The 25,623-nt window shown below is 66.0% G+C and carries 16 protein-coding genes; 13 read left to right on the top strand and 3 right to left on the bottom strand.

Annotation, left to right across the window (positions count from 1 at the left end; genetic code table 11):
• The 3 genes from PLE19_20235 to PLE19_20225 all read right to left on the bottom strand — a co-directional run.
• Positions 1 to 2,859 (bottom strand): C25 family cysteine peptidase (locus tag PLE19_20235; GenBank protein ID HPD17272.1); only part of this gene is annotated, 2,859 nt, incomplete at its 3' end.
• Positions 2,860 to 3,082: 223 nt separating this feature from the next.
• Entirely contained in the window at positions 3,083 to 3,715 is a 633-nt protein-coding gene (locus PLE19_20230; protein HPD17271.1) for a hypothetical protein, read from the bottom strand.
• A gap of 390 nt (positions 3,716 to 4,105) precedes the next feature.
• Positions 4,106 to 5,122 (bottom strand): hypothetical protein, encoded by a 1,017-nt coding sequence (locus PLE19_20225; GenBank protein ID HPD17270.1) that lies wholly within the window; start codon positions 5,120 to 5,122, stop codon positions 4,106 to 4,108.
• Between the two features lie 1,431 nt (positions 5,123 to 6,553).
• Between PLE19_20225 and PLE19_20220 the strand changes: the two genes are divergently transcribed.
• From PLE19_20220 to PLE19_20160, 13 genes are all read left to right on the top strand, one after another.
• Entirely contained in the window at positions 6,554 to 7,027 is a 474-nt protein-coding gene (locus tag PLE19_20220; GenBank protein ID HPD17269.1) for a transcription termination/antitermination NusG family protein, read from the top strand.
• Positions 7,028 to 7,203: 176 nt separating this feature from the next.
• A complete protein-coding gene (locus PLE19_20215; GenBank protein ID HPD17268.1) occupies positions 7,204 to 8,391 on the top strand; it encodes a sugar phosphate nucleotidyltransferase in 1,188 nt (395 codons plus the stop codon).
• A gap of 257 nt (positions 8,392 to 8,648) precedes the next feature.
• Positions 8,649 to 10,058: a sugar transferase gene (locus tag PLE19_20210; GenBank protein HPD17267.1), complete on the top strand. Its 1,410-nt coding sequence runs from the start codon at positions 8,649 to 8,651 to the stop codon at positions 10,056 to 10,058.
• A 308-nt stretch (positions 10,059 to 10,366) separates the two neighbouring features.
• Entirely contained in the window at positions 10,367 to 11,206 is an 840-nt protein-coding gene (locus PLE19_20205; protein HPD17266.1) for an exosortase/archaeosortase family protein, read from the top strand.
• Between the two features lie 298 nt (positions 11,207 to 11,504).
• A complete protein-coding gene (locus tag PLE19_20200) occupies positions 11,505 to 12,218 on the top strand; it encodes an EpsI family protein (GenBank protein HPD17265.1) in 714 nt (237 codons plus the stop codon).
• 7 nt (positions 12,219 to 12,225) lie between these two features.
• Positions 12,226 to 15,144, top strand: coding sequence for a polysaccharide biosynthesis tyrosine autokinase (locus PLE19_20195; GenBank protein ID HPD17264.1), 2,919 nt, complete (start codon positions 12,226 to 12,228; stop codon positions 15,142 to 15,144).
• 15 nt (positions 15,145 to 15,159) lie between these two features.
• Entirely contained in the window at positions 15,160 to 19,476 is a 4,317-nt protein-coding gene (locus PLE19_20190; GenBank protein HPD17263.1) for a tetratricopeptide repeat protein, read from the top strand.
• 140 nt (positions 19,477 to 19,616) lie between these two features.
• Positions 19,617 to 20,684, top strand: a complete 1,068-nt coding sequence (locus PLE19_20185; protein HPD17262.1) for a glucose-1-phosphate thymidylyltransferase — start codon at positions 19,617 to 19,619, stop codon at positions 20,682 to 20,684.
• Positions 20,685 to 20,697: 13 nt separating this feature from the next.
• Positions 20,698 to 21,591 carry a dTDP-4-dehydrorhamnose reductase gene (gene rfbD / locus PLE19_20180; protein HPD17261.1) on the top strand — a complete coding sequence of 298 codons (894 nt, stop codon included), beginning with the start codon at positions 20,698 to 20,700 and terminating at the stop codon, positions 21,589 to 21,591.
• 1 nt (position 21,592) lies between these two features.
• Positions 21,593 to 22,048: a dTDP-4-dehydrorhamnose 3,5-epimerase family protein gene (locus PLE19_20175; GenBank protein ID HPD17260.1), complete on the top strand. Its 456-nt coding sequence runs from the start codon at positions 21,593 to 21,595 to the stop codon at positions 22,046 to 22,048.
• A 19-nt stretch (positions 22,049 to 22,067) separates the two neighbouring features.
• Complete coding sequence (rfbB, locus tag PLE19_20170; GenBank protein ID HPD17259.1) at positions 22,068 to 23,123, top strand: dTDP-glucose 4,6-dehydratase; 1,056 nt, start codon at positions 22,068 to 22,070, stop codon at positions 23,121 to 23,123.
• A 48-nt stretch (positions 23,124 to 23,171) separates the two neighbouring features.
• A complete protein-coding gene (locus PLE19_20165; GenBank protein ID HPD17258.1) occupies positions 23,172 to 24,227 on the top strand; it encodes a glycosyltransferase in 1,056 nt (351 codons plus the stop codon).
• Positions 24,228 to 24,264: 37 nt separating this feature from the next.
• The gene (locus tag PLE19_20160) at positions 24,265 to 25,515 is read left to right on the top strand and encodes a glycosyltransferase family 4 protein (GenBank protein HPD17257.1); all 1,251 of its coding nucleotides are present in this window, start codon (positions 24,265 to 24,267) and stop codon (positions 25,513 to 25,515) included.
• The last annotated feature ends 108 nt before the right edge of the window (positions 25,516 to 25,623 follow it).

Raw genomic sequence — 25,623 nt, 5'->3', positions numbered from 1 at the left:
AACGACGGCGGGGGCCGCGTCGCACAGGTCGGCCGCCGTGCAGGCGAAGGTCACCGCCGTCCCGGCCGCGCTGGCCTGCTCGCGCGTCAGGGTCCCGGGCAGCGTCAGGACGGGCGGCGTGGTGTCGCGCACGGTGACCCTCTGTGTCGCCGTGGCCGTGTTGCCAGCCGCATCTGTGCATGTCCAGGTAACGGTTGTCGTGCCCAGGGGGAAGAGGGCCGGGGCGTCGCTTGTCAGCGTCGGCTGCGAATCCCATGTGTCCCAATAATCCGGCTCCACGAGGGTAACTGGCGTGCCATCGCGACTCGTCTGTTCTGTGACGATGTCCTCCTGGGGGTAGATCTCCGGCGGCGTGCCGTCTATGGTGATCATCCCGGCATCTTGCTTCTCAGGGAGCAGATCATTGATGACGGGGGTTTCGACGAGTTTGGTGAATTTCGGCGGTTCGTCGGCCCGGAAGCGGACATAGGCCTGCCCTTCAGTGAGGCCGGCCGTGAACGTGAGGATAGCGACCTCGGCATCGGCCGCTGTGCTGCCGAAGATGCCGATGGAGTAGTCTATGACACCTGCGCCAATGACCTTGAGGGGCTCGAACCCACTGCTCCAGGGTGCGACGCCAGTCTTGGTGATGGCCGCATTGGTCAGCAGAGCGTTATCGAACGACATCAGAGCCTGGATGGTGTTGATGGTGCGCGTGGCGAGCTTTGAGACGTTCAGCTTCACCGTCACCGTTTCGCCGGGCCTCACCCACTGGGACGCGGCGGTCTCGACGAGAGAGAGGAGGGGCGGGTCGGTGTAGACTGCGACCGCGCTGTGGTCGACGGCCATGGTCACAGCCAGCGAGCTTTGTCCAATCGCTTGGTCCACGCCATCCAGCCGCCAGCGCTGGAAGAGAAGGCTCCCGTGCGTTTGCGGCGCCGTGAGCGTCACGGTGGCTCCATCCGCGCATTCGCGGCTGAACTCGGTGATTCCAGGGGTGCCCGGGCTGACCCCGATGGTCACTCCCCCAAAGTACGAAGCGGTCGCCGGCGTCGAATCGAATGACTTGACAGTCAGGGTCCGAGTGGTGGTGGCCTCCTTCAGCGCAGTCTCTGGGTCGCCGAGGAGAGCAATCGTGTAGTAGCACCAGCGATAGGGCATGCTGCCCCCCATCTCCACTTTGCCGAGCATGTCCTCCTTGGACAACTGGGCGGCTGCGCCGATGTTGCGGAAGCCCTGCGTGAGGAGCCGGTTGAAGAACTTGCCCTGGAACTCGCCGCTGTAGAGCCAGGGGAAATTGACGTCGTACCACCCATCCCGCGTGTTCATCACCGTGGCGAAAGCCCCACGGCTACTCTGCTTGACGAAATGCTCCGCCAGGCAGTCCTCGTAGTCGAAGCTCCCCGACAGGCAGGCCACGCTGTTGAGGAGAAACGGGTGCTCATTCGTCAAGGCGGCCACGTCGGAGGTGCCGATGGTGCGGTCCGACCGAAGCAGCACGGTCCTATTCCCGTGGCCCACATGGGCCACGAGGTGCGGCGAGGCATTCAGTTGGGCGATGCACTGCGCCTTGGTCCACACCGAGTAGTGCTCTGGGCGATCATCCAGGAAAGTCACCGCGTAGGCGCCCAGGTGCGGCAGAACCATGTACTCCAGCGCCATTCCCCCCTGGTTCCGGGTCCCCACGTAGCTCGAATCGCCGAGATACTCCCCGAGAAGAAGGGCGCGCGACCAGTTCGGGGTGCCGCTCTGCTCATAGGTGATCACCTTGTTGATAAACGTGCTCACCTCGCTCGCCGTGTCTACGGGAGCACGCCCGACGTAGACCTCCGCCATGAGGTCCACTGCCGTGCCCCCCTCGCCATCGAATGGCTCGCCCCACAAGCTGTCCCCATCGCCATTCCATGTTCCGTCCAGGCAGGCATAGTAGAGGTCGGTGGGCATATTGGTGAGCGCGCCCGCGGTGGAAACATACGCATAGGCTCCTCGATGGGGAACCACGGAACTGTCCCCTCCGAGAAGCACGTAATCAACGCCCCAGTTTGCGTAGGCCGACTTGATGTACTCCCTTATCTTCTCAGGGTTGTCTCGTCCTGAGTAGTGGGCGTAGATGTACTCGACCGTTTCGGTCTTGACTCTGACGCCCCTGGCCTCCTTGTGCGTCACAAGGGGAGCGAATGAAGAGAGCAAGTCGTTGCTAGTGATGAGCAGGTAGTCGTATGTCCCGCCGAGCGGGGAAGGAGCCGCTCCCTGCGCCGAGCCGGCTTGTTCGTACTCCCCCAGGACTTCGGGGTTGCTGACGGCGCCCCCAAGCGCCGGCGCCGCGAGAAGAGGACGCACCCCCAGCCCCTTGCCCCTCTGCTTCCCCGCCTGCGGTGTCAGGTCGAGCTGCACCTGGAGTCGAGATGCTGCCGTGAGCCTCTTCTTGGCGGGCACGTATTGGACCGGCGAGACGCTGAGGATGGCGATATCGTGGCCGCGCATCCGCTGCACGGCCACCAGCCGTGCGCGCTCAGCGGGACATGCCTTTGCGGAGCCGTAGACCTTCGTGTCGGGCCGCTCGCCTGCCGCTCTTGCCAACGCCGCCGCTCGCCCCTGCTCGAAGGGCACGGGGCTCCGCGCGAAATCTACTGGCAAGGTCACTGTCACGGAACGTTCGGGTTCGAGTGCCTTGCAACTGACGCCGGATACCGAATACCCCGGCGGGATCAGGACAAATACGGTGCGAGCCGGCAACACGGGCCCGCCGGCGTCGCCAATGAGCGTGCAGCCGGCCACCGCAACACGGCAGTAGTCGCCCGCCTGCGTGATCTCGGGGGAAGCGAAGTCCTGGGTCACGAAGATGCTGCGCGTGCCTCCCGCGCAGGCGGCGGACAGCATCACAAGCGCCAGCGCTACCCCCGACGTCATCCCCCCCCGTGCACCCCCGCGCACGCGCCTTGTCGCCATGGGAGCTCCCTCGTAAGAGATGCGAGAAACCACAACTCCTCGCGCGATTTCAGTCGAGCCAGTTCACGGGAGTTCAAACCCAGGCAAGCCGACCTGCATGGCCCCCAGAGTCTGGCCGACCGCCGCCCCGCCTGCCGACCGCTGTCCCGCCCACTCAGCGCCTTGGTCTGCGCCGCCGAATGAGCATTCCCAGACCCAGCCCCAGAACCGATACGCCCAGCGGCTCGGGGATCGCTACCACCTGAGTGCCGTAGAGGGACGCCCCGTCGAGACCGCCCGTTATGTCGAGATTCTGCAAGTCACTGACCCTGTTCTGGTAGAGAAACGGCGGCCTGTCTATCATGTGACCCGGGAGCGTCAGCGAGGTGACCGCAAAGTCGTCCAGCGCCTTCACGGAGAAGGAAGCCACAAGCAGATCGGTGGCCAGGCCCGCGAAGCTCCCCGCAGAAAAAAACAACTCGCCCGGCAGCAGGTTCTTCGCGGGAACAGGCCCCACGTCGTTCGCGAACACGAAGTCCCAACCCGGCCCGGGTGTGATCGCGGAGACGGGATTGCCCAGTCCATCCACGATGCTCAGGAGCGTGGGGTCGAACGTGATGAAGGTCTGAATGGCCAGGACCCCCTGGCCGGGGGGGATGCTTCGGGCATACAGATTGAGCGACACAATGTTCCCGGCCTGCACACCGGCCGTGCCCGCCGGCTCCAGGGATAGCGTGACAGGAAGCGCGGCTGCCGACTGCGCGAGCAGAGCTGTCACAGCAACGAGGGAGCCGAGACTCAATCGCATCGGTACGCTCCTGCCTGCCATCAGACGACCGATCGGCACCGACCCACTCAGGTGTTCGGCCCTCCCGCCACGCATGGCGACTAGCCGGGAAAGGCGCACACTATGTAATGGACTTAATGTATCCAGCGGGGATAGAAAGTCAAGCGTTTTCTCCGGAAAATCTGCGCCCGAGCGAAACGAGACGCCCGCGCGCCGCCGGTTCCACACTCTTCTTGCTCAACATGGTGTCCCTGGGTTCCTTGAGCGCTGGCTCGCGCGATCGGATGGCCTCCCCCTGTCCCATGGAGGCTGGCCCTGATCATATGGCCTTGCCAGCAGCGCCAAACAGACCGGCCCCGAGGGTTAGCTCGGGGCCGGGGTAGCAGCACATGGGAAACGTCTGGGCGTCAGCTAGGCCCTCCGGCGCAGCCTCCTCACGACCCCCACGAAGCCGAGGCCGATGGCACAGAGCGCCAACGATCCAGGGAGCGGGATCGGGGTGGTGAAGCTGCTGGGGTTTGGCGCAACCAATACGCCATCGTTCCCGCAGCCCATCGCCCACCAGACGTCAATGTACTGGGTCGTCGGGTCGAACCCAGGCAGGGTGAACGTGCCCGTCCAGTAGCCCTGCGCGGCATTGTACTTGGTGTTCCAGCCATCGCCACCCCAAGCGTCCTTGAAGGCTTGGGTCCAGCTGTTGGCGCCGACCTGAACCCACTGCGCCGAGCCACCCGTGTACGAGGTGGTCTGACTGACGATGGTCGTCGGATACGAGTTATCGTCGTCGCGGGTTGTCGGATACCCGGCCTTCTTGGAGAGCTGGAGGTCGTCGAGCGCCCTGGCGAGCGACATCTCGGGCAACTCATTGAAGTTGTTGGCGTAGTCTTCCCAGGTTCCCGTGGCGAACTTCACTCCGCCGTAGAGCGTCCCAGCGACGACGTTGGCAGGGGTGATGCCCAGGGCGGTGGTTACTCGGTCAGCCCATGCCTTGGACCAGCCATCCGTGCCGTAGGTCCGGCTCTCCAGGGCGAAAGCGTACCGAATCTCGGCCTCGGTGCCCACGACCTTGTTCTTGACATTGATGTAAAGCTCGCCAGCTGGCACCTGGCCCATCGTGATGGAGCCACCGATTGTGTCGGTGTAGTTGTTGGTGTCGTAGGTGGCTCGATGTGCTTGATCGCCGAAGTTCGTGATGATGTCGAACTTGAAGGCGGCGGTCGGCAACCCCTGCGCGTCGGTGAGCTGGATCAGCCGCATGTCGAAGATCTCGCACGGGTGCTTTGTGATATCAGGCGACCCGTCGTAGTAGTCGTCGCTGAAAGCTCCGGGCGGCTCCGCAGAGTACCAAGCGTTCGTCGTCGTCCCAGCGATTGCACACATCGCGCCCGCTGCGACGAGACAGATTGCCAGCAGAATCTTACGCTTCATTGTGGTCCTCGCTTCCTGTCGGTCCTGAATCCAGTGCGTGCACAACAGGCTTCATGCGACAGAAGGCGGGGGCCGGGCGAAGAGCGGAGACTGGAATAAAACAGGGAGGGAGACCCGATCGGGAGGCGCGATGCCGAAGGCGAAGCGGCATATCAGACCCGCGGACGAGTCGAGAGGCAAGGCGGCCGCGAGAGCGTGCGAAGGAGCGACCGGAACCGTTGCCGCCTGGGGGGCCGAGTGCGCCGCCGCGACCATCTGCGCGTTGGCAGCACGCACGCCCCACCCGCTCCGGTCGTCGAGGCGCTTGAGCAGAGAGGCATAGTCGGCCGCGGGCGCGAGGGCGCTGCAACTCTCGGCGGCGTCCCGCTCGCATGGCACAGCCTTGGCGTGCCTCGGCCCGCAGAGCGCTCTGGGCAGGGAGACGATACCGGTCCGCCCTGCGGCCAGAGCGGCGAGGAGGAGGGCAGCAAGTCTCCGCCGGCCGCGGAAGAAGCCGATGCACAACGCTCCCTGTAACATGAGGAATAAGCCGGCGGGCGGGCCGCCGAGGCGGGTTGTCCCGGGCTGCGGCATCGCAGCAGCGCCGGCCGTCTCTCCCGAAGCGATGTCAGTGTCCGTGGAGTTGAGGGGAGCCTCTGGACAGAGCAGCTGGCCAGGCAGGTCGAGGGGGGAGAGACCCACCGGCAAGGCTACAGGAACGATGGGGCCATGGGCGTCGGCATCGGCAGGCGCCGCCGATACCATCGCACAAACGCTCACGATGGCGGCGGCGACCAGTGTTGTCAGCCTGTACCGCATTTCGGACCCCTCCACACCTGCCGGACCTGTCCGGCCCGGTGAGTGCACTATAGTCTACTGTGTGGCGAATGAGGAGTCAAGCGATTTTTGAGGTTTTTTTTTTACCGCCTCATCAGGGTCTGGCGATCCTGACGTTGCAGGCATCGGGGGGCGTGGGGCCGGTGCTGAGGCGCCGGCGAGGCCCACCACATAACCCCCTATGCCCAAACGCCTTACACCCTCCGGCCATTCCCGCTCACATACTTGCTCATCGCGCAGATGAGCGAGTATGGCCGGAGCCGCGAGAATCGCCCATTCTCGGCCATCTATCCATGCTGTATCACTTCCCTCCTCACAGGGTTGATACAGCATGGACAGGCGACGCCCGCCAGCCACTCGGCACAGCCCTCACGAGGAACCCCCAGGCCCGCCAGGAGCAGGCATGCCGGCGCCCTGCATCAGACCACTCGACCCACCCCCCCCAAACCCTGAAGAGGCGAAAAAATCTCCGAAAAAAGTCTTGACAAGCCAACTGACCAGGCATATACTGTGCGCCCAACGGACCCGCCAGGTCCAGTGGCAGCGACGCGGGGCGGGCACCCCCGCGATGGGTCCGAACGAGGAGGGATTGGGTTGCAGCCAAGCTGGTTGGCCGTGTGGACGCGCGCGCACCACGAGAAGACAGTGCGCGACCATCTCGACGCCTTGAGCGTAGAGACCTTCCTCCCGCTGCTCCACCTCGACAGCCGTCGCAGGGATCGCAAGGCGACCGTGGACATCCCGGCGTTTCCCGGGTACCTCTTTGCCCGCATTCCAGTGTCGGACGCCTACGTCGTGAAGACTGTTCGGGGTGTCGTGCAGGTCCTTGGTCCCACCCCCACAGAATACAGCATCGTTCCTGACTGCCAGGTCGAGGCCGTCAGGAAGATGGTCGAGAGTCGCCTCAGGGTGGACCCATTCCCCTATTTGAAGGTCGGGTCGCGTGTGAGGGTGAAGACCGGCCCGTTGATGGGCCTTGAGGGGGTTCTGGTGAAGAAACGTTCCGGGCTGCGGCTGGTCGTGAACGTGGATCTGCTGAGTCAGTCCATCGCCGCGGAGATTAGCGCGGCCGATGTGGAAGGTGCCTGAGTCGGCGCAGGCTGCCCGATGGGCGCTGAGGCCGTAAGTGTAGTGCGACCTGTAGGTTACATCGGCTCATGGCATGTAACCGACAGGGCAGCGCTTTGTACGGAAGGCCAGTTTGGGCGGTGTTCTGTGCGCTCGGCGACACCGGTTGCGCGAGCGTTGCGAGAGGGCGGGGGACGATGAAGGCTGTGATCCTGGCGGGCGGGCCAGAGGTCCCGAAGTGCCCGCTCTCGGTCGTGAGACCTAAGGCGCTGTTCCCACTGATCCAGGATGTGATCGTGGGGAGACTGCTGCGCGCCCTCCACAACACAGATGTGGATGAGGCGATCATCTGCGCGAACGGCAAGACCCGCGTCCTCAAGGAGCACTTCCTGAGGACAGCCCCAGACCTGCTGTCGCTGGCTTTCAGTGACGATGAGCTGCCGCGAGGCGCGGCGGGGTGCCTCAAGGATGCGGAGGGCTTCATTGGGGGCGGGAGTTTCCTGGTTGTGGAGTCATCCCTCTTTCTGGATGGCGGGATCAGGGAACTGGTCGAGAGGCACAGGGCGGCGGGGGCGGCGATGACGATCGCGGCGGTGCCTGCGTGGGAGGGAAGGAGGGATGCCGAGCTCGGAGGTTGCGGCGTACCCCTCGCGCCCCTGGGCGTGTACGTCGCCGAGCCTGAGGTACTGGACCGGATCCCGAGTCACGGATACTTCGATCTCAAGGAGCAATTGGTCCCGAAGCTGCGCGCCGCGGGCGCAGACGTGTTGGTCTCCCAGTACCGAGGCCGATACAGAGTGGTTGCCCACGCGAGTTCCTATGCATCGCTGGTGCAGGAGCTGCTTGACGGGGAACTGGGGCTCGAGGACTTCGCGGGTCTCCGGGAGGTCGAGAGGCAGGTCTGGGTGACCGATTCCGCGCAAGTCGCTTCGTCGGCCGTGCTGGTGGGGCCAGTGGTGGTGGGGGCGGGGGCAGTCATCGAGGCCGAGGCCGTTGTGGCGGGGCCCTCACTGGTGGGCGAGCAGGTGGGAATCGGGACAGGGGCCTTCGTCAGCGGCAGCATCCTGTGGCCGGGCTGCCGGATCGGCGCGGGGGCCAGCGTTGAGAGGAGTATCGTGACCGATCATTTCCGTGTCGCAGAGATGGCCAGGCTATCACACAGCGTGGCAGTGGATACGAGCCTGCGTGTGGGCGAGGCGCGCGGGTTCGATCAGCGGGGCTACTTGGTGCGGGCGCAGGGCACGCCGGCCGCTGTGGCGGAGAAGCCGCGTGGGCTGCGAGGGGCGCTCTCAGGCCTGTGGCGAGGGCTTCGCGGTGGCGGCCAAGGGGGGCGCGACCAGGCCCCCGCCGAGACATCGGCCGGCGAGGAACTCTCCGCAAAATGATCGTTGTTCTTCATGACCTGTGCATTGGTCAGGCCGCCAGCCTTGGCGCGGCGCCCGGGGTCTCGCCTCGGACGGAGCTTCTCGGCAGGCCGTATCTCGACCGTGTCGCGGCGCAGTACAGGCAATTGGGCGCGAAGGCCGTCCTGTGGTGCGGCGCCCCGCAGCCGGGCGATAGCGCGCTTGTCTCGAAGCTGTCCTCCGAGTGGAGCCCTCTCAGGCCGGATGCACTGGGGCAGAGGGCCTTTGGCCGGCGCGAAATGGCGGTGGTTGCTGACTTCCGCCTCTGGCCCGAGCGGAGCCTGCGCGCCGCGGTGCACAAGCAGAAGCGTTCCGGGGCGTGGCTGAGCGCTTTCGTGAAGGTTGGGAAGCCGAAAAGGTATGCTGAGGTCATCGAGCCGCCGCAGACCGAGGCCGGCTGCTCTGTCGTTCGCCGCTATGGTGCGAAGGCGGGGACGGGCGCGGGCGGGCGATGCGTGGCCATGTTCGTGATGCCGTCACGTGTCCCTCAAGTGTGGTCGGAGGTGGTGGATGCCCTCGCAACTCGCGACACGCAGCGTCTGGAGGCCCTCGCGCGCCAGGTGCCGCTTCAGGCTCAGGGCCATCCCATCCTGGTGGAGACGGCGGACGATTTCCTTGCGCTGACGGCGAGGATGCTGGCCCACGCGGAGACCTTCGTCGCGGGCCTTCGGCAGCCTGCGGAGGGCGTGTGGGCGAAGGAGGGCGCGGTGGTCGAGCGCGGGTGCCGCCTCCGCGGGCCGGTCCTGCTGGGCGCGAACAGCTACGTGGCGAGAGGGGCCAACATCGCCGGGCCGGCCGTGATCGGAGACGAGGCGATGGTCGGCGAGGATGCGTTCGTGGGCGGCAGCGTGGTGGCGAGTGGGGTCCGCGTGCCGCGCGGAGCGCAGTTGTGGCGGTCGGTGATTGAGGAAGGCGCGGAGCTGGCCCCCAGGCAGGCGGTGTCGCTGAGTTGGGCCGACGGGGGCGGCTGCCGGCGGTACCGGGCCACGGAGTCGAAGGTCTGGTTCTCCTCCGTCGTGTTGCCATCGCGCCGTGCGCTCCGGCAATGTCACGTGTGTTTGTATGATGCCGCGAAGCGGGCGATAGACATTGCCGGGGCGCTCGTGGGCCTGGCGCTCACATTGCCCCTCTACCCGTTCATCGCACTGGCGATCAAGCTCGAGACACGAGGGCCTGTGTTCTTCACGCACCGCCGCCAGACCTTGGGCGGCAGAGAGTTCGGGTGCCTCAAGTTCCGCTCGATGGTGGCCAACGCTCTGGCGATGCGCGCTCAGTTGAAGAACGAGGTGGACGGGCCGCAATTCTTCATCGAGAACGACAGGCGGTTGACGCGGGTGGGGAAGTTCCTCAGGCGCACAAACCTCGACGAGGTGCCGCAGTTCTGGAACGTGTTATTGGGCCACATGAGCCTCGTGGGGCCGAGGCCATCGCCCGACGACGAGAACCAGTTCTGCCCCGCCTGGCGCGAGGCCCGGCTGAGCGTGCGGCCGGGGCTCACGGGAATGTGGCAGTTGAGGCGGACGAATCGTGCTGGAGGCGATTTCCACCAATGGATCCAGTACGACACGCAGTACGTGCGAGAGGCGTCGCTCCTGACGGACCTCGGGATCATCTGGGAGACGGCTGTTCGGATGCTCCGACGCATCTGAGTGCTCAGGCAGCGATTGCCCTGCTGCTTCGGCTTTCGGTGAACTGGCAGACTGGTCATTGTGGGGGCCCGGGCGAAGCGCCGCTCGCAAAGGCCCCTGCACTGGTCGCCCCGCGTAGAAGGGGGGTGGGCTAGCCGTGCGGCGCCACGGGCTCAGCCTGCCCCCCTTCTCGCTTTTCGCACTCATCCCCGCTCCCGTACTCGGCGGGACAAGAGATGGCTGGCCAGGCGGGTGTCGTATCTCTGAAGGGGCGGCGTGACGCCGGCGAGGCGCGCCCCGCACGTGGCCTCGGCGCGGAGAGGGCCGGCGTGGGGCCATGGCTGGTGGGGGAATGGCTGGCCTGCGGTCTCGTGCTCCTGCTCGTCTACCACGCTGTAGTGGCCGATCTGTGGACGGTCTGGATGACGAACCAGGACTTCTCGCACGGCATTCTCGTGGCGCCGTTTGTGTTGTACCTGGGTTGGAACCGGCGCAAGGTGCTGGCGCGCACGGAGCTGTCGCCCTCGTGGGCGGGTGCGGTGCTTCTCGTGGCCGCCTTCGCCATGCGGCTGGCTGGACTGCGCTACTACTACGGAAGCCTGGAGCGGCTGTCGCTCGTCGTCGCGGTGTGGGGAGCCGTGCTCCTGCTGGCCGGACGCGAGGTGTTCAGGAACCTGCGCGGTCCGCTGATACTCCTCCTCCTGATGGTCCCGCCCCCGAGCCGGGCCGCCGAGGCCATCACCCTGCCGCTGCAACGCATGGCGGCGCGCTCGGCCGCCTCGGTGCTCAGCGCCATGGGGTGGGACGTGATTCGGGAGGGGAATGTGCTCCGGCTGCCTCTCCAGAGCCTCGAGGTGGCGGCGGCATGCAGCGGCCTGCGGATGATCTTCGCCATCGTGACCCTGGGCGGAGCGATGGTCTGTCTCATGAACAGACCGCGATGGGAGCGGATGGTGCTGGTCGCCTCCACCGTGCCGCTCGCCATCGCGATCAACGTGGTACGGGTGATTGCCACGGCGATCCTGTCGGATACCTGGCCGACCGCGTTCTCCCCTGCGCGCATCCATGATGTCGCAGGATGGCTGATGATGCCAGTGGCACTGACCTTGCTGTGGCTCGAGCAACGGTTCCTGAGGTCGCTGTTCGTGGACCCCGACGCCGTCTCCTAGGAGCCTGTCCAAGAATCCCCGTGGGCTGCGTTGCCGGCGGCAGCGGGGCGGACGCAAGGCGCGGCTCCGCAGGCGATGCTACGGAGCGCATCGCTGAGGAGACGCAACGCGGCAGACGCCCCGCTGCCGCCGCAACCCGAAGGGACGCCGCGACTTCTGGCCGCAGGCGTTGTCGCACGTCGTCAGCGATGCTCTCCGTTGCATCGCCTCCTCCGTGCTCCTAGCCTGCGGCCAGAATCGCGGGCGTCGCAGTCCCACGCGGATGCTTGGACAGGCTCCTAGGTTCGGGAGGCCAGGAATGCATTGCGCGCTGCGCCTGAGCAAGGCCGGAGCAGGAGGCGTGTGCATCGGCCTGCTGATCGTGCCATACCTCGTCTACCGGCGGGACGCCCTGAGGGTCAGCGGCCTTCTGGCCACGAGCACGCCGCTTCGGCGGCCGCTTGCCGAGTTCCCGCTGGTGCTGCGCGGCTGGACCGGGAAGGATATCCCGATGGAGGCCGAAGTAGCCAGAGTGGCAGCGGCGGACGACTACCTGAACCGGCAGTACCGCCACATCCCCACAGGGGAACTGGTAGCGGCCTACCTCGCCTACTACGGCACGCCACGCCCGCGGGTGGGGCACCACCCCGAGGTCTGCTACCCCGCGTTCGGCTGGCAGAAGGAAACCCAGGGCGTGGAGATGGTGGGGGACTCAGGCGTCGCCAACGGCAGGAAGTGGCCCGTGAGCATCTACCGTTTCCGCAAGGGGCCGGACCGCGTCACCGTGGTGAGCTGCTACATCGCCGGGGGGCAGTGGACCCCCGACCGCGATGAGGTGGACTCCCTGGCGCACGGGTCCATCGAGGATGCGAGGCGACAGTACTTCCTCCGAGTGATGCTCTCGTTCCCGGGCGCCCCGCCGGCTGACCGAGTTGCGAAGACCGCTGGCCGGTTCCTCAGCGACCTGTCTCCGGCTCTGGACGCGCATCTGCCCGACCCCTTAAGCGATGGCCCCGGCCACCGCCAGGAGTAGTACTCCGATGGAAACTCAGCAGTACCCCATCGTCCCGCACGACCCGGCCGCGACGTTCCACGATGCTCCGGCGGCCCATGGGCTGGATCTCCGACGTGTCCTGCGCCAGCGTGGGGCGGTCGGCCTCCTTGTTTTCGCGCTTCTCGCGCCGGCCTTCGTGGCATGGGCGTGGTTCCATTTCCAGCCGCGGTACGTGGCCGAAGCGATCGTGCAGGTGAACGCCGTGCGGCCGAAGGTCCTTTACCGCACAGATGACAGCACGACCGGGGCGACGTTCACGACATTCTTCAACACCCAGGTGGTCACCCTGACGAGCACCGACCTGCTGAACCGGTGCCTCAAGGACCCTGCCGTGAGCGGCTCCCATATCCTGGCCGGCGCCGAGGACCTCACCCAAGCGCTCCGGGACGCGCTCGAGGTCACCAAGATCGCGAACACGCAGTACCTCTCCGTGAAGGTGCGGGGCGACAAGCCTCAGGGGTTGGCGGCGGTGGCCAACACAATCGTCCGAACGTACATGGCGTTCATCGAAGAGGCAGATAGCTCTTCGCAGAACAGGAAGATCCAGCTTCTCGAGGCGGAGAAGAAGAAGCTGGCTCTCGATGCCGAAACGAAGATGGCGGCCCTCGCACAGTCGCGAGCCGCCGTCGCGGGCAATCCCGATGCGAGCTCGGGAGCCCTCATCCGAGACCCGATGAGTGTGACGCACGAAGCCCTGGTGAGTCTGCGCAAGGAGCAGGCATCGTTGCAGGCGAAAGCCGAGTCGCTGCGCGCCGGCCTGTCCGCCGCCGACGTGGAGATTCCGGCCGCCGTGCTGGATGCCGCCGTGGACCGGGAACCAGAGGTCGAGCCGCTGATGGCGCTGGCGGGCCAATTGCGCCGCGAGATCGCCCTGGCGGATTCCGAGGCGGGCAGCCCGCTGGTGTCCACCGTGCAAGCGCGCATGAACGCGGAACTGCAACTCACGGCACTCAAGCAGGAGATCGCGCGCAGGGAACTCCACGTGGTGCAGCTCGCCGGGGGGCCGAAGGCGGCGCCTGCGGCGCCTGACGGCGGCGACCAGGAGAGCACCCCCGCGATCCTCGCGGAGTTGCTCGCGGACGATCCCGAGGGGAAGAAGCTCGCCGAACTCGCCATCCAGTTGCAGCGCGAGAGCCTCCTGCTGCGGGCGACTGGCGACGAGCCTTCGGCCGCCATGATCCGCGAACGCCTCGACAGGCGGCCCCAGATACTGGCGCTGAAGAGTGAACTCATGCGCAAGGAGGTTGACCTGGCCACGAAGGCCGAGACGCTGCGAGACACGCACCCCGGCCTCATGAGCGCCTCGGCCGCACTCGAGGGCCTTCGGACCCGCCTGGCCAAGACCGAGGCGGAATTGAGAGACGAGGTGGTTCAGGAACTCAAGCAAGAGACGCAGCAACGGCAACGGGAGGTGCGCGACCAGCTTCGGATGGTCGAGGAGCAGCTCAGGCCCTTCTGCGAGCGCGCGCTCCCGAGAGCCAGGACGCTGCTCTCTGCGGCAAGGGAGCGCCTGGCCGTCCTGGAGCCGGAGGTCAAGAACCGAATCATCGCGGAAGTCAAGGCCGACGCCGGCCGGCGTGCCCAGGAACTGCGCCAGCAACTGGCATCAATCGAAGGCCAACTGCGCGAACGCCGCGAGCGGGCCCGCGTGGCCGTGATCGCGCGACTCAGGGAGGAAGCACGAACTCAGATGGCCCGCCGCCTCAAGGAACTGGAGGCCGATCTCGCCGCGAATGCGACGAGCGAGACGGCGCTGCGCAACATGATCGCCAAGCAGGCCGAGCAGCGCGTCGTGGCCGAACGAAAGGCCGCCGAACTGAAGACCCTGGAGGATGACCTCGCACGGACCCGCCAGTCGCTCCTGGGCGTCGAGCAGCGGCTGCACGAGCTGGAGGTGGAGGCGGGCGCTCCAGGGTACATCAGCATCGCCTCCATGGCCACGGACCCCAAGTTTCCTGAGCCGTACATGCCCAAGCGGATCAAGTACGGCGTCGCGGGCGTTCTTGGCGCAGCCGGCCTCGCGCTGTTGGCGATGCTCCTGCTGGATCGACAGGACGACAGAATCCGCTGCCCCGAGGATCTCAAAGGGGTCGCAGGCGTGGATCTTCTGGGCTGCGTCCCGCACTGGGGCGAGGCGATTCGGACGGCGGGAAGCCCGGCGCTGCTATGTGGGCCTGGGGTGGCGGCGCCGCGGCTGGTCGCAGAGGAGGTGCGCAACCTGGTAGTCCATCTCCTCTCTCCATCCGCAGGGCACGCCGTGCGGACAGTGCTCGTGACCGGGGCCGCGCCAGGGGACGGCCGAACGACCCTTGCGGTCAACGTCGCGGCCTGTGTCACGAGCGTGGGCAAGAGGGTGATTCTGGTGGATGCCAGCTTCCGAAAGCCCGATGTCGCGCCTCTCTTCGGAGCGCCAGTCACCCCTGGCCTCGGCGATGTGCTTGCGAGACGCGCGCAGGTCTCCGACGTGATACGGAACACGTCCATCCCGGGCCTGAGCATACTGCCGGCAGGCTCCCAGCCTGTGGATACGGTGGGCGCCCTGGGCTCCGAAACGATGCAGAGTCTCCTGGACGCCTTGGGCGGGCAGTTCGACTACGTGATCGTAGATGGCCCGCCACTGATGCTGGCGGACGCTCGTATCCTTGCACCCATGGTGGACGCGGTCGTGTGTGCCCTCCGGGCGCCGAATAGCCGACGCGCGATGGCGACCGAGTGTCTTGCGACGCTCCGGCGTCTTGGGGCGAGGGTGCTGGGCATGGTCCTTGTAGGCGTCCGGCCGGAGCACAACGGATACGCGGCTACCGCCGCCGCCCTGCACAGCTATGCCAGGGCGGGGCGGGCCACCCAAGTCGCCCAGATCGCCGGCGAAACCACGACCGTCGAGTTCGACAAGACGGCGGAGTAGGCGGAGTTCTCCGCGATGGCCCGACAGCTCAATGCGCGGCTCGTGCTGAAGACCATGGCGATCCTCCTGGCCATCGGCCTGGCAGCCCTGGGTGTCGGCAGGGTCGTCTCGCGGGGTTCCAGTTCCCGTATCCTGGCGAAGGCCAGCGAACTCATCGCTCAGGAGAAGTGCGACGAGGCTGTCCCCCTCCTCCGCACCTATCTCGGGACCCACCCCGACGATGAGGCGGCTCTCCTGGGATACGCGCGCGCACTCGAGAGGAGCCGAGACTCCAGCAGCGCCACCCTGCTCGCGGAAACCTACCGGAGGGTCATCGAGCTGAACCCGAGGAACTATGAAGCCCTCCAGCGTGCAGCGGAACTCTCGCTGGCCGCGGCGCGCCTGCGCATTCGGTTCTCCCCGGATGCGCCCAATGAATGGGCGGAAGCTGCCAGGCTCTCCAGGCAGATGATCGAGGTTGCCCCTGATAGGGTCGAGGGACATCGGTATCTCGGAATGGCCCTCCTCGGTCTCGGCCAGATCGATGAGGGGAAGGCTGTCCTGGAGAAACTCCTTTCCAGGCACCCCGCCGAAGAGGAGGTCTACTTCATCCTCGCCGATGCCCTTGCCCGCAAGGGTGGGGCCTCCCAGGAATGGCGTAAGTACGTGGACCTCGCGATCTCGAACAATGGAGCATCGCCGTCGGTCCATCTGAAGGCCTATGGTTTCTACGCGGGGCAGGGCGACTCCGAGGCCGCCAGGAAGCAGCTTGCTCGGGCCTTGGAAGTCGGCCCCAATGAGCCTGAGGTTCTTGCCGCGACGGCGATCGCCTGCGAGCGCGAGGATAAGATCGCCCTTGCCCGTGAGTGCTACGAGAGGCTTCAGCGAGCCGCCCCCTCCGATCCCGCCTCGTACGTGGCCCTCGCGCGCCTTGCCCGGCGGGGTGGCGACAGGGAGGAGGCCCTGCGCATCCTCCGCCATGGCCTTCTCCCCGCGGGGGACAGGAAGACCGAACTGCTCTTCTGGATTGCCGACACCCTTCTTGAACAGGGCAGCTCAGAGGAGGCCGACCACGCCCTGGACCAATTGCGCGCGGTCGCCCCTGCCAGCCCGTTGATGGCTCTCCTGGACGGCCAACGCGCCCTGAACGCACACGACGACTCCACGGCCCGCGGCCAGCTCGAACGGGCGGCCCGGGGCCTCGAGGTGAGCATCCGCGCCTTCCCACCGCTTGCGCAGGCTCATCTCGTGGTGGGACGAAGGTATGCCGCCCTCGTCCACACATGGTCGCTCCTCGGGAGATGCTATCTTGCTCTCGGCGCCTGCTACGACCGGCTCGGAGAGGCGGGAGCCGCGCGTGAGGCGTTCGCCGCCGCGTCGGGAATCTGGCCTGAGTCGGCAGGGGTCAGGGCAGCCTTCGCCAGGGCGCTCCTGGCGGCGAACGAACCCGATGCCGCGCGCACGCAAGCTGAAGCAGCCGTGAAGCTGGCCAAGGAGCAGAAGCTCGATGATCCGGCCCCCTGGCTGACGCTGGCACGTGTGCTGAGGGCATCCGCGCACATCGCCAAAGACCGGCAGGCGATCCTCCGGAGGGCCATCGAGGCGGCCGCAGCGGCTGTTGCAGTTCGTCCAACGAGCGATTCCATCCTCTTGCTTGCCCAACTCCATCTCGACGCGGGAGAACGTCCGCTTGCCGAGCGTGTCCTGAGCCGCGACGTGAGTGACCCCAAGGAGGCCCTGGAACTCCAGATCGCTCGGATCATTCTCTTCGCCTCCGTCAAGCCGCCCGACCTTGCGAAGGCGAAACAAGAGTACGCCGCCGCCGTGAAGCGGCATGGCGAGATGGTCGAGTTGCGCCTGCTCAAGCCGCTTCTGCTCGGCCCTGAGGCCGGCTTCGAGGCCCGGGAGAAGTGCCTCGCCGAAATGCTGGCTGATGCGTCACGGGCGGATGCGCTGCGCATCCGAGAGGCACTGGCCACGCTCTGCATCGGCTACGTCAAGCCAGCCATGGCCATGGCGCACCTACGAGCAATCGCCGAGAGCGACCCGAAGAGCATCGCCGCGCGCAAGGCGGCGTTGGACCTTGCACTCGAGGCAGGAATGCCCGACCAGATCCCCAAGCTCCTTGACGAACTGTCGGGTCTGGAGGGCCAGGATGCCCCCGACGTCGTGTGCTTCCGGGCGGAATACGAACTGACGACCGCGAAGCCCCACACAACTCATCGAAAGCCCACCGAGATCGCCGAAGAGCTCGAGGCGCTGCTCAAGCGGAGTCCGACATGGCGGGCTTGGGCGATCCTGGGCGATATCCGCAAGCTTCAAGGGAAGGTGGCTGAAGCCGTGAACTGCTACCAAGCCGCCTTCAGGGCGAACCCGAGCGCGCTTCGGGCGGGACTGCCCCTCGTCCGTTCGCTGAACGAGATCGAACGCCACGAGGAGGCGGCCGTCATCCTCGACCGCTTGGCCAGGCTGGACAGTCCCTCGCCCACCCTGCTGGAACTCCGGCTCGACCAGTTCCGGCGGAGGAACGACCTGGAGGGTGCCGTGGGCCTCCTGGAGGACAGGCTCGCGCGGCAACCGCAGAACACCGCGGTCCTGGTGACGCTGGCCGACTTGTACGGTGCCAGGCGGGAGCACGACCGGGCAGAGAAACTGCTCAGGACGGCTCTCGCCGCCAACCCCAGGGATGCGGGAGCGCTGGACAGATTGGTGGGCCTTCTGAACCGAACCAAGAGGGCCGACGAGGCATTGAAGCTGTGTGATGAACTCATCGCCGCTGACCCGGAGAAGCCGTTGGGATACGTGTCCCGCTCGCGACACTACCGCCTCTGCGGCAACCCGGCCAGTGCCATAGCCGACCTGAAGCGAGCGCTGGATCTGACGCCTCTCGAGGCATCGGCGCCGCGCAAGTTCCTGCTGACCCACCTCGGGGCCGTGTGCGCCGAGCAAGGGGACTCCGACGCTGCGCTCGACTGGCACCGCCGCGCGGCAGCCCTGGAGCCGCCGGGCTCGGATGCACGCAAACTCCTGGTCGAGAGGCTCCTCCGTTCCGCCACCGCGGCGCACATCCAGGAGGCCGCCACGCTGGCCAGCGCCCTCCTCGACGAGGCGCCCGATGACCCGCATGCTTGTCTCCTGCGGGCCCGCGTCGCGGAACTCGACCCCGACACTCGCGATCTGGCCAAGGAACTCTGCAACAAGGCGATCTCGCTCTCGCCCAGGATGGCCCAGCCGCATTCCCTGCTCAGCACGATCTACGAGTCGGAGGGCGACCTGCGTCGCGCGTCTGATGCAGCCAGCCGTGCAGCCTCCTATGAGCCGAACTCGGTCTCCGTCCTCCTTCAGCACGCGCGGCTCCTGAGGCTCAACAGGCAGTTCGCCGAGGCCCGGGCGATCCTCGAACGTGCCTCACGGTTGGATCCCAACGACCTCCGGTGCACGCTGGCCCTCGCCGAGCTTGCCCGCGCCGAGACCGGCGCGGCGGCCTCCGTTGAGTTCCTGGAAAAGGCGCTCGTCGCCTCGGAGTCGGGCGGCTCTCAGCCGAGGGCCACCCTCTGCGTCAACCTGGCCTGGTACCTCCACAAGGCCAACCGAGTTGCCGAGGCGGAGGTCCGTCTCCGTGAAGCCTGTAAACTCAGCGGGAACAGTCGCGAGGCCGTCGAATCCCTCGCCCGCTTCCTCGAGGAGCAGAAGCGCTATCGCGAGACGGACGAGCTTCTCGAGCAGGCCATGCGGGATGCCGCCCCCGGGAAGACTCCTGCAATGGCGCTACTTCGCGCCGAGATGCTTCTCGCGCGCAATCGGGGCCCCGAAGATCTCGACGAGGCGGAACGTTGCGTGCGCCAGGACCTTGCCGCCCAGCCCGAGTCGAGCCATGCCATCCGCCTGCTGGCCGACGTCGCCGTGGCGCGCAGGGACATCTCCGGCGCGGAAGCTCTATACAGGAAGGCCCTGTCGCTCAACGGGCGCAACTCGCTGGCGGCCAACAACCTGGCGCGGCTCCTGTGCCAGGCGGGGAGGCTCGAGGAGGCGCACCCGCTTGCCCGCCGTGCAGTCGCCCTCGAGGCGAACAACCCCGGGCTGCTCGACACCCTGGGCGAGGTCTGCTTTCGGAGGGGAGACCTGGCACAGGCGGAGCGCGCGTTTGGCCGATGCGCCGAGCTCCGGCCGGACCATGCCCCGACCCTCTGCCGGCTTGGGTTGATTCTGGCCAAGATGGGCAAAGCAGAACCGGCCAAGGTCACGCTCACCCGGGCTCTTCAGGTGGCGGGTCCCGACTCGCGTCTGACCGAGGACCAGCGGGAAGAGGCGCAACGGACCCTGGCCAGGCTCGCCCAGACCGCAGGGCACTGAGGCCCCGCACGCGCCGCCTCGCACGAATGCCCTGGAATCCTTCGGTGCCTCCTCGGAGAAGGGGGGCGCACGCAGGTGGAACGTGCCGTGAAATCCCCGGAATGCAGCAAAGAGAGCGATTGGGCAAAGGATTTCCATCCATGAAGGGGCTCATCCTCAGCGGCGGGCGCGGCACGCGCCTCCGCCCACTTACCCACACCAGCGCCAAGCAACTCATTCCTGTCGCGAACCGTCCAGTACTGTTCTTCGGGCTCGAAGCGATGCACCGCGCCGGGATCACCGAGGTCGGCATCATCGTCGGGGATACACATGCCGAGATCAGGACCGCCGTCGGGAATGGCTCGCCGTGGGGCCTCCAGGTGGAATACATCCACCAAGAGGCTCCCCTTGGCCTCGCACACGCCGTGCTGTGCGCCGAAGAGTACCTGGGGGAGGAGCCGTTCGTCATGTACCTCGGCGACAATCTGATCCTCGGCGGCATCACCAACTTCGTTAACCACTTCCTCACCCAACGGCCCAACTCTCTCATTCTGCTCGCCCATGTGAGAAACCCGCAGCAGTTCGGCGTCGCAGAGCTTGACGCCTCCGGGCGGGTCGCTCACCTGGTTGAGAAGCCGCGACAGCCCAAGAGCGACCTCGCTCTGGTTGGTGTGTACCTCTTCGACCACCATATCTTCGAAGCCTGCAAGGCAATCCGGCCTTCCAGCAGGAATGAGCTGGAGATCACCGACGCTATCCAACACCTGATTGAGCACGGCCTTCGCGTGGATGCACACATTGTCGAGGGCTGGTGGAAGGACACGGGCAGACTCGAAGACATGCTCGAGGCGAACCGAATGATCCTGGACAGTCTGGAACCCGCCACGCTCGGCCACGTTGATGAACTGTCCGATATCCATGGCAAGGTGATCATCGAGAAGGGGGCTCGGATCGTCCGCAGCACGCTTCGAGGGCCGCTGATCATCGGCGAGAACACCGAGGTCCTCGACTCCTTCATCGGACCGTTCACGGCCATCGGCTCAGGGTGCCGTGTGGACGGAAGTGAGATCGAGCATAGCATCGTGCTCTCGGACAGTTCCATCCTGCACGTGGGGAGCCGGATCGAGGACAGCCTGATAGGGAGAAACGCGTGCATTGTCAAGAGCAATGGGCGGCCCAGCGCCTACCGAGTCATGGTCGGCGACCACAGCCGAGTCGAAATCCGCTGAAACGAGGCCGGCCATGCGAATCCTAGTCACCGGCGCCAGAGGGATGCTGGGGCGGGACCTGTGCTCCGTGCTGAGCACCAGCCATTGTGTCACCGGCGTCGATCGAGAGGAGGCGGATATCACCGAGCTTGGCGCCGTGCGCGCCCTGGTCGGCGACGCCCGACCCGACCTGGTGCTGCACGCGGCCGCGTTCACAGACGTTGATGGAGCCGAGAGTCGCCCCGACGAGGCTCGGCGCGTCAACGCCACTGGGACCTGGCACATGGCGATGGCCGCCAGGGACGTCAGTGCGGGCTTCGTGTACATCAGCACCGACTACGTCTTCGACGGGACCAAGGCCATTGCCTACACAGAGGACGACAGGCCCAATCCCATCAATGTCTATGGTGAGACCAAGCTGGGCGGCGAACACGCAACGACCTCCCTCCTCAGGGGGGCCTACATCATCCGCACATCGTGGCTGTTCGCTCCCCACGGAAAGAACTTCGTCAACACGATCCTTCGGCTGGCTCAAGAGCGAGGGCGCCTGGAGGTGGTCACGGACCAGATTGGAACTCCCACGTACACGCTCGACCTTGCCCACGCCATCAACGCGATCCTGGCAGCAGGCGTCCCGGGGGTCTACCATGTGGCCAACGATGGGACATGCTCGTGGTTCCAGTTCGCTGCCGAGATTCTGCGCCAGACGGGCACCCAAGCGGCGCTGCTGCCGACCACCTCGGACCTGTTCGGGCGCCCTGCCCGCCGCCCAGCGTACTCGGCCCTCTCGACCGAGCGCCTCGCGCGCCGCGTAGGTCACTGGATGCGCTCGTGGCAGGCGGCTCTTGCGGAGTGCCTGGCCCGCAGCCGATGCGCCCCCCGGGAGATTCCGTCTCGTGTCGCCGCGGTCACTGGGGAGGTCCACTGACATGATCGATGGTGTCCAGGTCAAGAAACTCAGGCCGATCGCCGATGAGCGCGGGAAGCTCATGGAAATCCTGCGCTGCGACGACCCCTTCTTCCAGAAGTTCGGCCAGGTGTACCTCACCACCGCCTACCCAGGCGTCGTCAAGGCCTGGCACTACCACAAGAAGCAGACTGACCACTTCTGTGTTGTCAAAGGCATGATGAAGGTCGTTCTCTACGACGACCGCGAGGGCTCTCCCACGCGGGGAGAGGCCAATGAGTTCTTCCTCGGAGAGGATAATCCTCTTCTCGTTGCCATTCCGCCGGGAGTCTACCACGGCATGAAGGGCATCGGCACCGAGCAGGCCTACCTCATCAACTGCCCCACCGAACCTTACAGCCCGGCCGAGCCGGATGAGTACCGGCTGGATCCATTCGCGAACAGCATCCCGTACGACTGGGCACTCAAGAACAAGTAGGCGCGAGAGGGGATTGGGAATGAGAGTCCTGGTCACTGGTGGTGCCGGATTCATTGGCAGCAACTTCGTTCACCACCTGCTGCGCGAATACCCCGCCTACGAATGCGTTGTGCTTGACAAGCTCACCTATGCGGGCAATCTGGAGAACCTAGCGGATCTGGAGCGGCTGCCAAACTACCGATTCGTGCGCGGAGACATCTGCGACGCGCGCGCGGCCGCAGAGGCGATTCACGGAGCAGATGCCGTCGTCCACTTCGCCGCCGAGACCCACGTGGACCGCTCCATCGTCGAAGCCGGCGCTTTCGTGGAGACGGATGTCTTTGGCACGTTCGTTCTGCTGGAAGCCGCGCGCAAAGCCCGCGTCCAGCGCTTCGTCCATATCTCCACCGACGAGGTCTATGGCGATTGCGGGGAGCGGCCCTCGCGGGAAGACGACCCCCTGATGCCCCGCAGCCCGTACGCCGCGAGCAAGGCGGGTGCCGACCGCCTTGCGTTCTCCTATTTCTGCACCTACAAGCTGCCCGTGGTCATCACGCGCTGCACCAACAACTACGGCCCATACCAGCATCCCGAGAAACTGGTCCCGCTCTTCACCACCAACGCTCTGGAGAACAGGAAGCTCCCCGTGTATGGGCATGGGCGGAATACGCGCGACTGGATCTACGTCGAAGACCATTGCCGCGCACTGGACCTCGTGCTGCACGCGGGGGGAGTCGAGGGCGAGGTCTTCAATGTGGGAGCAGGCGAAGAGCGGAGCGTGCTGGAGATCGCCGCCCTCATATTGCGCTTGCTTGGCAAGCCGGAGGATCTCATTCAGCACGTCTCGGATCGGCTCGGGCACGTGCGTCGCCACGCCGTCGAAGCCGGCAAGATCCGTGAGCGCCTTGGCTGGGCGCCCAGGGAGAGTTTCGCCTCCGCCATGCAGCGCACGATCCAGTGGTACCTCAGCAACCGCGGCTGGTGGACGCGAATCAGAGCAGGCGAGTACCTCGACTACTATCAGAGAACGTATGGCTGCCCCGACGCGCGACAAGCCGCGTGTCAAGGCTCGGGAACGGCGGGTCCGCTGTCGTAGCGGCGGGGTTCCTGGCCGGCACACATTCCGCCATTGGCGGGTGAGCCCATGCGGGTGAGCATTGGCATCCTGGCCTTCAATGAAGCGGCCTCCATCGCAGGCACGATCGAGGCGGTCTTTCGCCAGACGCTCCTTGCCGAGGCCAGCTCCAGAGCGCAGGCGATTGAGCTGGTGTGCGTGCCCAACGGCTGCACCGACGCGACGGCCAGCATCGCGAGAGAGGCACTCGCCCGCCATTCCGCGCATCGGAACGGCCCGCCGCTGACGTGCTCCGTCCGCGAACTCCCCGAAGCAGGTAAGGCCAACGCCTGGAACCACTACGTCCACGAGTTCTCGGACCCGGCGGCCGACTACCTGTTCCTCATGGATGCCGACGTGCAACCACGAGAATCCACCGCATTCGCGAGCCTGATCCAGGCGCTCGAGCGCTCGCCGGCCGCTCAAGTGTCCACTCCTCGGTTTGTGAAGCACATCGCCCTCAAGCCCAGGAGAACGCTGTTCGACCGGCTCTCGCTCGCGATCAGCCGGATGAATGACGAGGCCCCGTGCCGGCTCGCAGGGGGGCTCTACTGCGCGCGGGCGCGCGCTCTCAGAGGAATCTGGCTCCCTCCGCATCTTCTCGGCGAAGACGGCTTCCTGCGGGCCATGATTCTGACCGACCAGTTCCGCACGCCCGAGAACCTCAACCTCATCATCCGCGACACGGAGTCCTCCCTCGTCTTCGAGTCCTGCACCACCCTGCGCCAGTTCTTTCGGCACGAACGGCGCCTGGCCATGGGGACCGCGCTCAACACCATGCTCTTCGGCGAGTTGGCGCCGCGCGCATGCCAGCCAGGCGGGCTTGGGCAGTGGATTCGTGAGCAGAACGCGGCCAACCCTGACTGGCCGCTTGACATCATCAGAAAGCGGGCATCGGGGCGCGGGGGATGGTGGCTGATCTGCACCCACCTGCTCTTCAGCCGGTTCCTGAGGCTCAGGTACAGCAGCCCCCTCAAGAGGATCGCGCGCCTGCCGCTTGCGCTGGGCGCCTTCGTCTTCGACGTGCCCGTGCTCCTGGTTGCCAATCGTGCCCTGCGGCGGGGGCGCATCCGGGGCGCGTGGTGATCGTAAGCGCAGGCGCGCCTGAGGAGTCCCTGAGGGGATGAGCCAGATCGTAACAATGCCCCACACTGCCACGCTGCGTGAACCCGCAGCATCCAGGCCGCCACACCGCACGATTGCCTGGATCATCCGGGGCGACGAGAGCTACGGCGTTCGCCAAGGCACCCTGTCGCTGCTGCGTGGCCTCAGGGCACTCGGATGGAGCACTCTGGTGGTGGCTCTCCGCCGTGGTGACACGGCGAGCGCCTGCGAGCGCATGGGTTGTGCGACGCACTATCTCGAGCACGATCTGACCTCGCGGCCCGAAGGCGGCACACTGGGCAAGGCCGTACACTTCGTGGCGCACCAGAGAGAGACGCGGAACGCCAGCAAGTCGGTCTCAGCACTGCTGCGGCCGATGAATCCGGACGGGGTTAACTTCTGCTGGCCCGACCTGGTGACCCTCGCCGGCCAGGTCGCCAAGAGCCTGCGCGCGCCGTGCTTTTGGCACATGCCGACTGTCATCCGGGATGGCAGATTCCTCGGAGTCCCAGTTGTATCTCTGTTCTACCAGTGGCAGTGTCGGCGCTACGGGATTCTACCTCTGGCAAACAGCCGAGCCGTAGCGGCCACGCTGGGCGACCTATGGGTGAAGCCTGTCGTTCTGCACCTGGGCGTTGACGTCCACCGATTTGACCCCGGTCATGTGAAGGCACTTCATAGGGGCCAGCTAGGCATTCCCTCGGGCGCGACAGTGCTGGGAATCTTTGCTCGTCTTTGTCCCTTCAAGGGTCAGGACCGAGTGTTCCAATCAGTGCTTGCGACAAGGGGGATGGAGCCTGGGCTACATCTTCTTCTCTTGGGCGGCCCATGCGATGCCCCCTTTGCGCAATCAATCAGACAGGCGGCCGCTGCTGCCGATGCGAGCCACATCCTGCACTTCGCTGGTGAAGTGCAGGAGCCGGAACGGTACTATGGAGCGGTGGATCTCCCTGTCAATGCTTGTGTTGCAGCAGAACCCTTTGGCCTCTCGGTTGTCGAAGCCATGATGATGGGCAAACCGGTCCTCGTGCATGCCCTGGGGGGGCCGGCTGAGACGGTGATTGACGGGGTCACGGGCTGGCACGTCCCTGATGCCTCGGTTGAGGCGCTCGCGCGCGGAATTCGCCGGGCTCTCGACGACCGGCCTCGTTGGCCAACGATGGGCACCCAGGCAAGGAAGCACGCGATCGAGAACTACTCCACCGACGCCTACTGCTCGCGGTATGTCCAGATCGTCGAACGGACGCTTGCCAACCTGGCCAACCGGTGACAGGCCAAGCTCGCTGTTCGGGCTGCTCATGCCGCCGTCGCGGTGATTCGATAGCCGTGAACCACAGCCCAATCCGCCCAGTCGAAGTTCAGCGCCCCTTGCAGGCGC

Source organism: Planctomycetota bacterium (genome assembly GCA_035384565.1).
GTDB lineage: Bacteria > Planctomycetota > PUPC01 > DSUN01 > DSUN01 > DAOOIT01.
This window is presented reverse-complemented; position numbering and strand designations above follow the sequence as displayed.

What these genes read in the sequence shown, in the direction of transcription:
- PLE19_20195 (HPD17264.1), top strand. Translation starts at nt 12,226, where the DNA reads ATGGAAACTCAGCAGTACCCCATCGTCCCGCACGACCCGGCCGCGACG.
- PLE19_20210 (HPD17267.1), top strand. Translation starts at nt 8,649, where the DNA reads ATGGCGGTGGTTGCTGACTTCCGCCTCTGGCCCGAGCGGAGCCTGCGC.
- PLE19_20185 (HPD17262.1), top strand. Translation starts at nt 19,617, where the DNA reads ATGAAGGGGCTCATCCTCAGCGGCGGGCGCGGCACGCGCCTCCGCCCA.
- PLE19_20165 (HPD17258.1), top strand. Translation starts at nt 23,172, where the DNA reads ATGCGGGTGAGCATTGGCATCCTGGCCTTCAATGAAGCGGCCTCCATC.
- PLE19_20175 (HPD17260.1), top strand. Translation starts at nt 21,593, where the DNA reads ATGATCGATGGTGTCCAGGTCAAGAAACTCAGGCCGATCGCCGATGAG.
- PLE19_20190 (HPD17263.1), top strand. Translation starts at nt 15,160, where the DNA reads ATGGCCCGACAGCTCAATGCGCGGCTCGTGCTGAAGACCATGGCGATC.
- PLE19_20230 (HPD17271.1), bottom strand. Translation starts at nt 3,715, where the DNA reads ATGCGATTGAGTCTCGGCTCCCTCGTTGCTGTGACAGCTCTGCTCGCG.
- PLE19_20200 (HPD17265.1), top strand. Translation starts at nt 11,505, where the DNA reads ATGCATTGCGCGCTGCGCCTGAGCAAGGCCGGAGCAGGAGGCGTGTGC.
- rfbB (HPD17259.1), top strand. Translation starts at nt 22,068, where the DNA reads ATGAGAGTCCTGGTCACTGGTGGTGCCGGATTCATTGGCAGCAACTTC.
- PLE19_20215 (HPD17268.1), top strand. Translation starts at nt 7,204, where the DNA reads ATGAAGGCTGTGATCCTGGCGGGCGGGCCAGAGGTCCCGAAGTGCCCG.
- rfbD (HPD17261.1), top strand. Translation starts at nt 20,698, where the DNA reads ATGCGAATCCTAGTCACCGGCGCCAGAGGGATGCTGGGGCGGGACCTG.
- PLE19_20160 (HPD17257.1), top strand. Translation starts at nt 24,265, where the DNA reads ATGAGCCAGATCGTAACAATGCCCCACACTGCCACGCTGCGTGAACCC.
- PLE19_20225 (HPD17270.1), bottom strand. Translation starts at nt 5,122, where the DNA reads ATGAAGCGTAAGATTCTGCTGGCAATCTGTCTCGTCGCAGCGGGCGCG.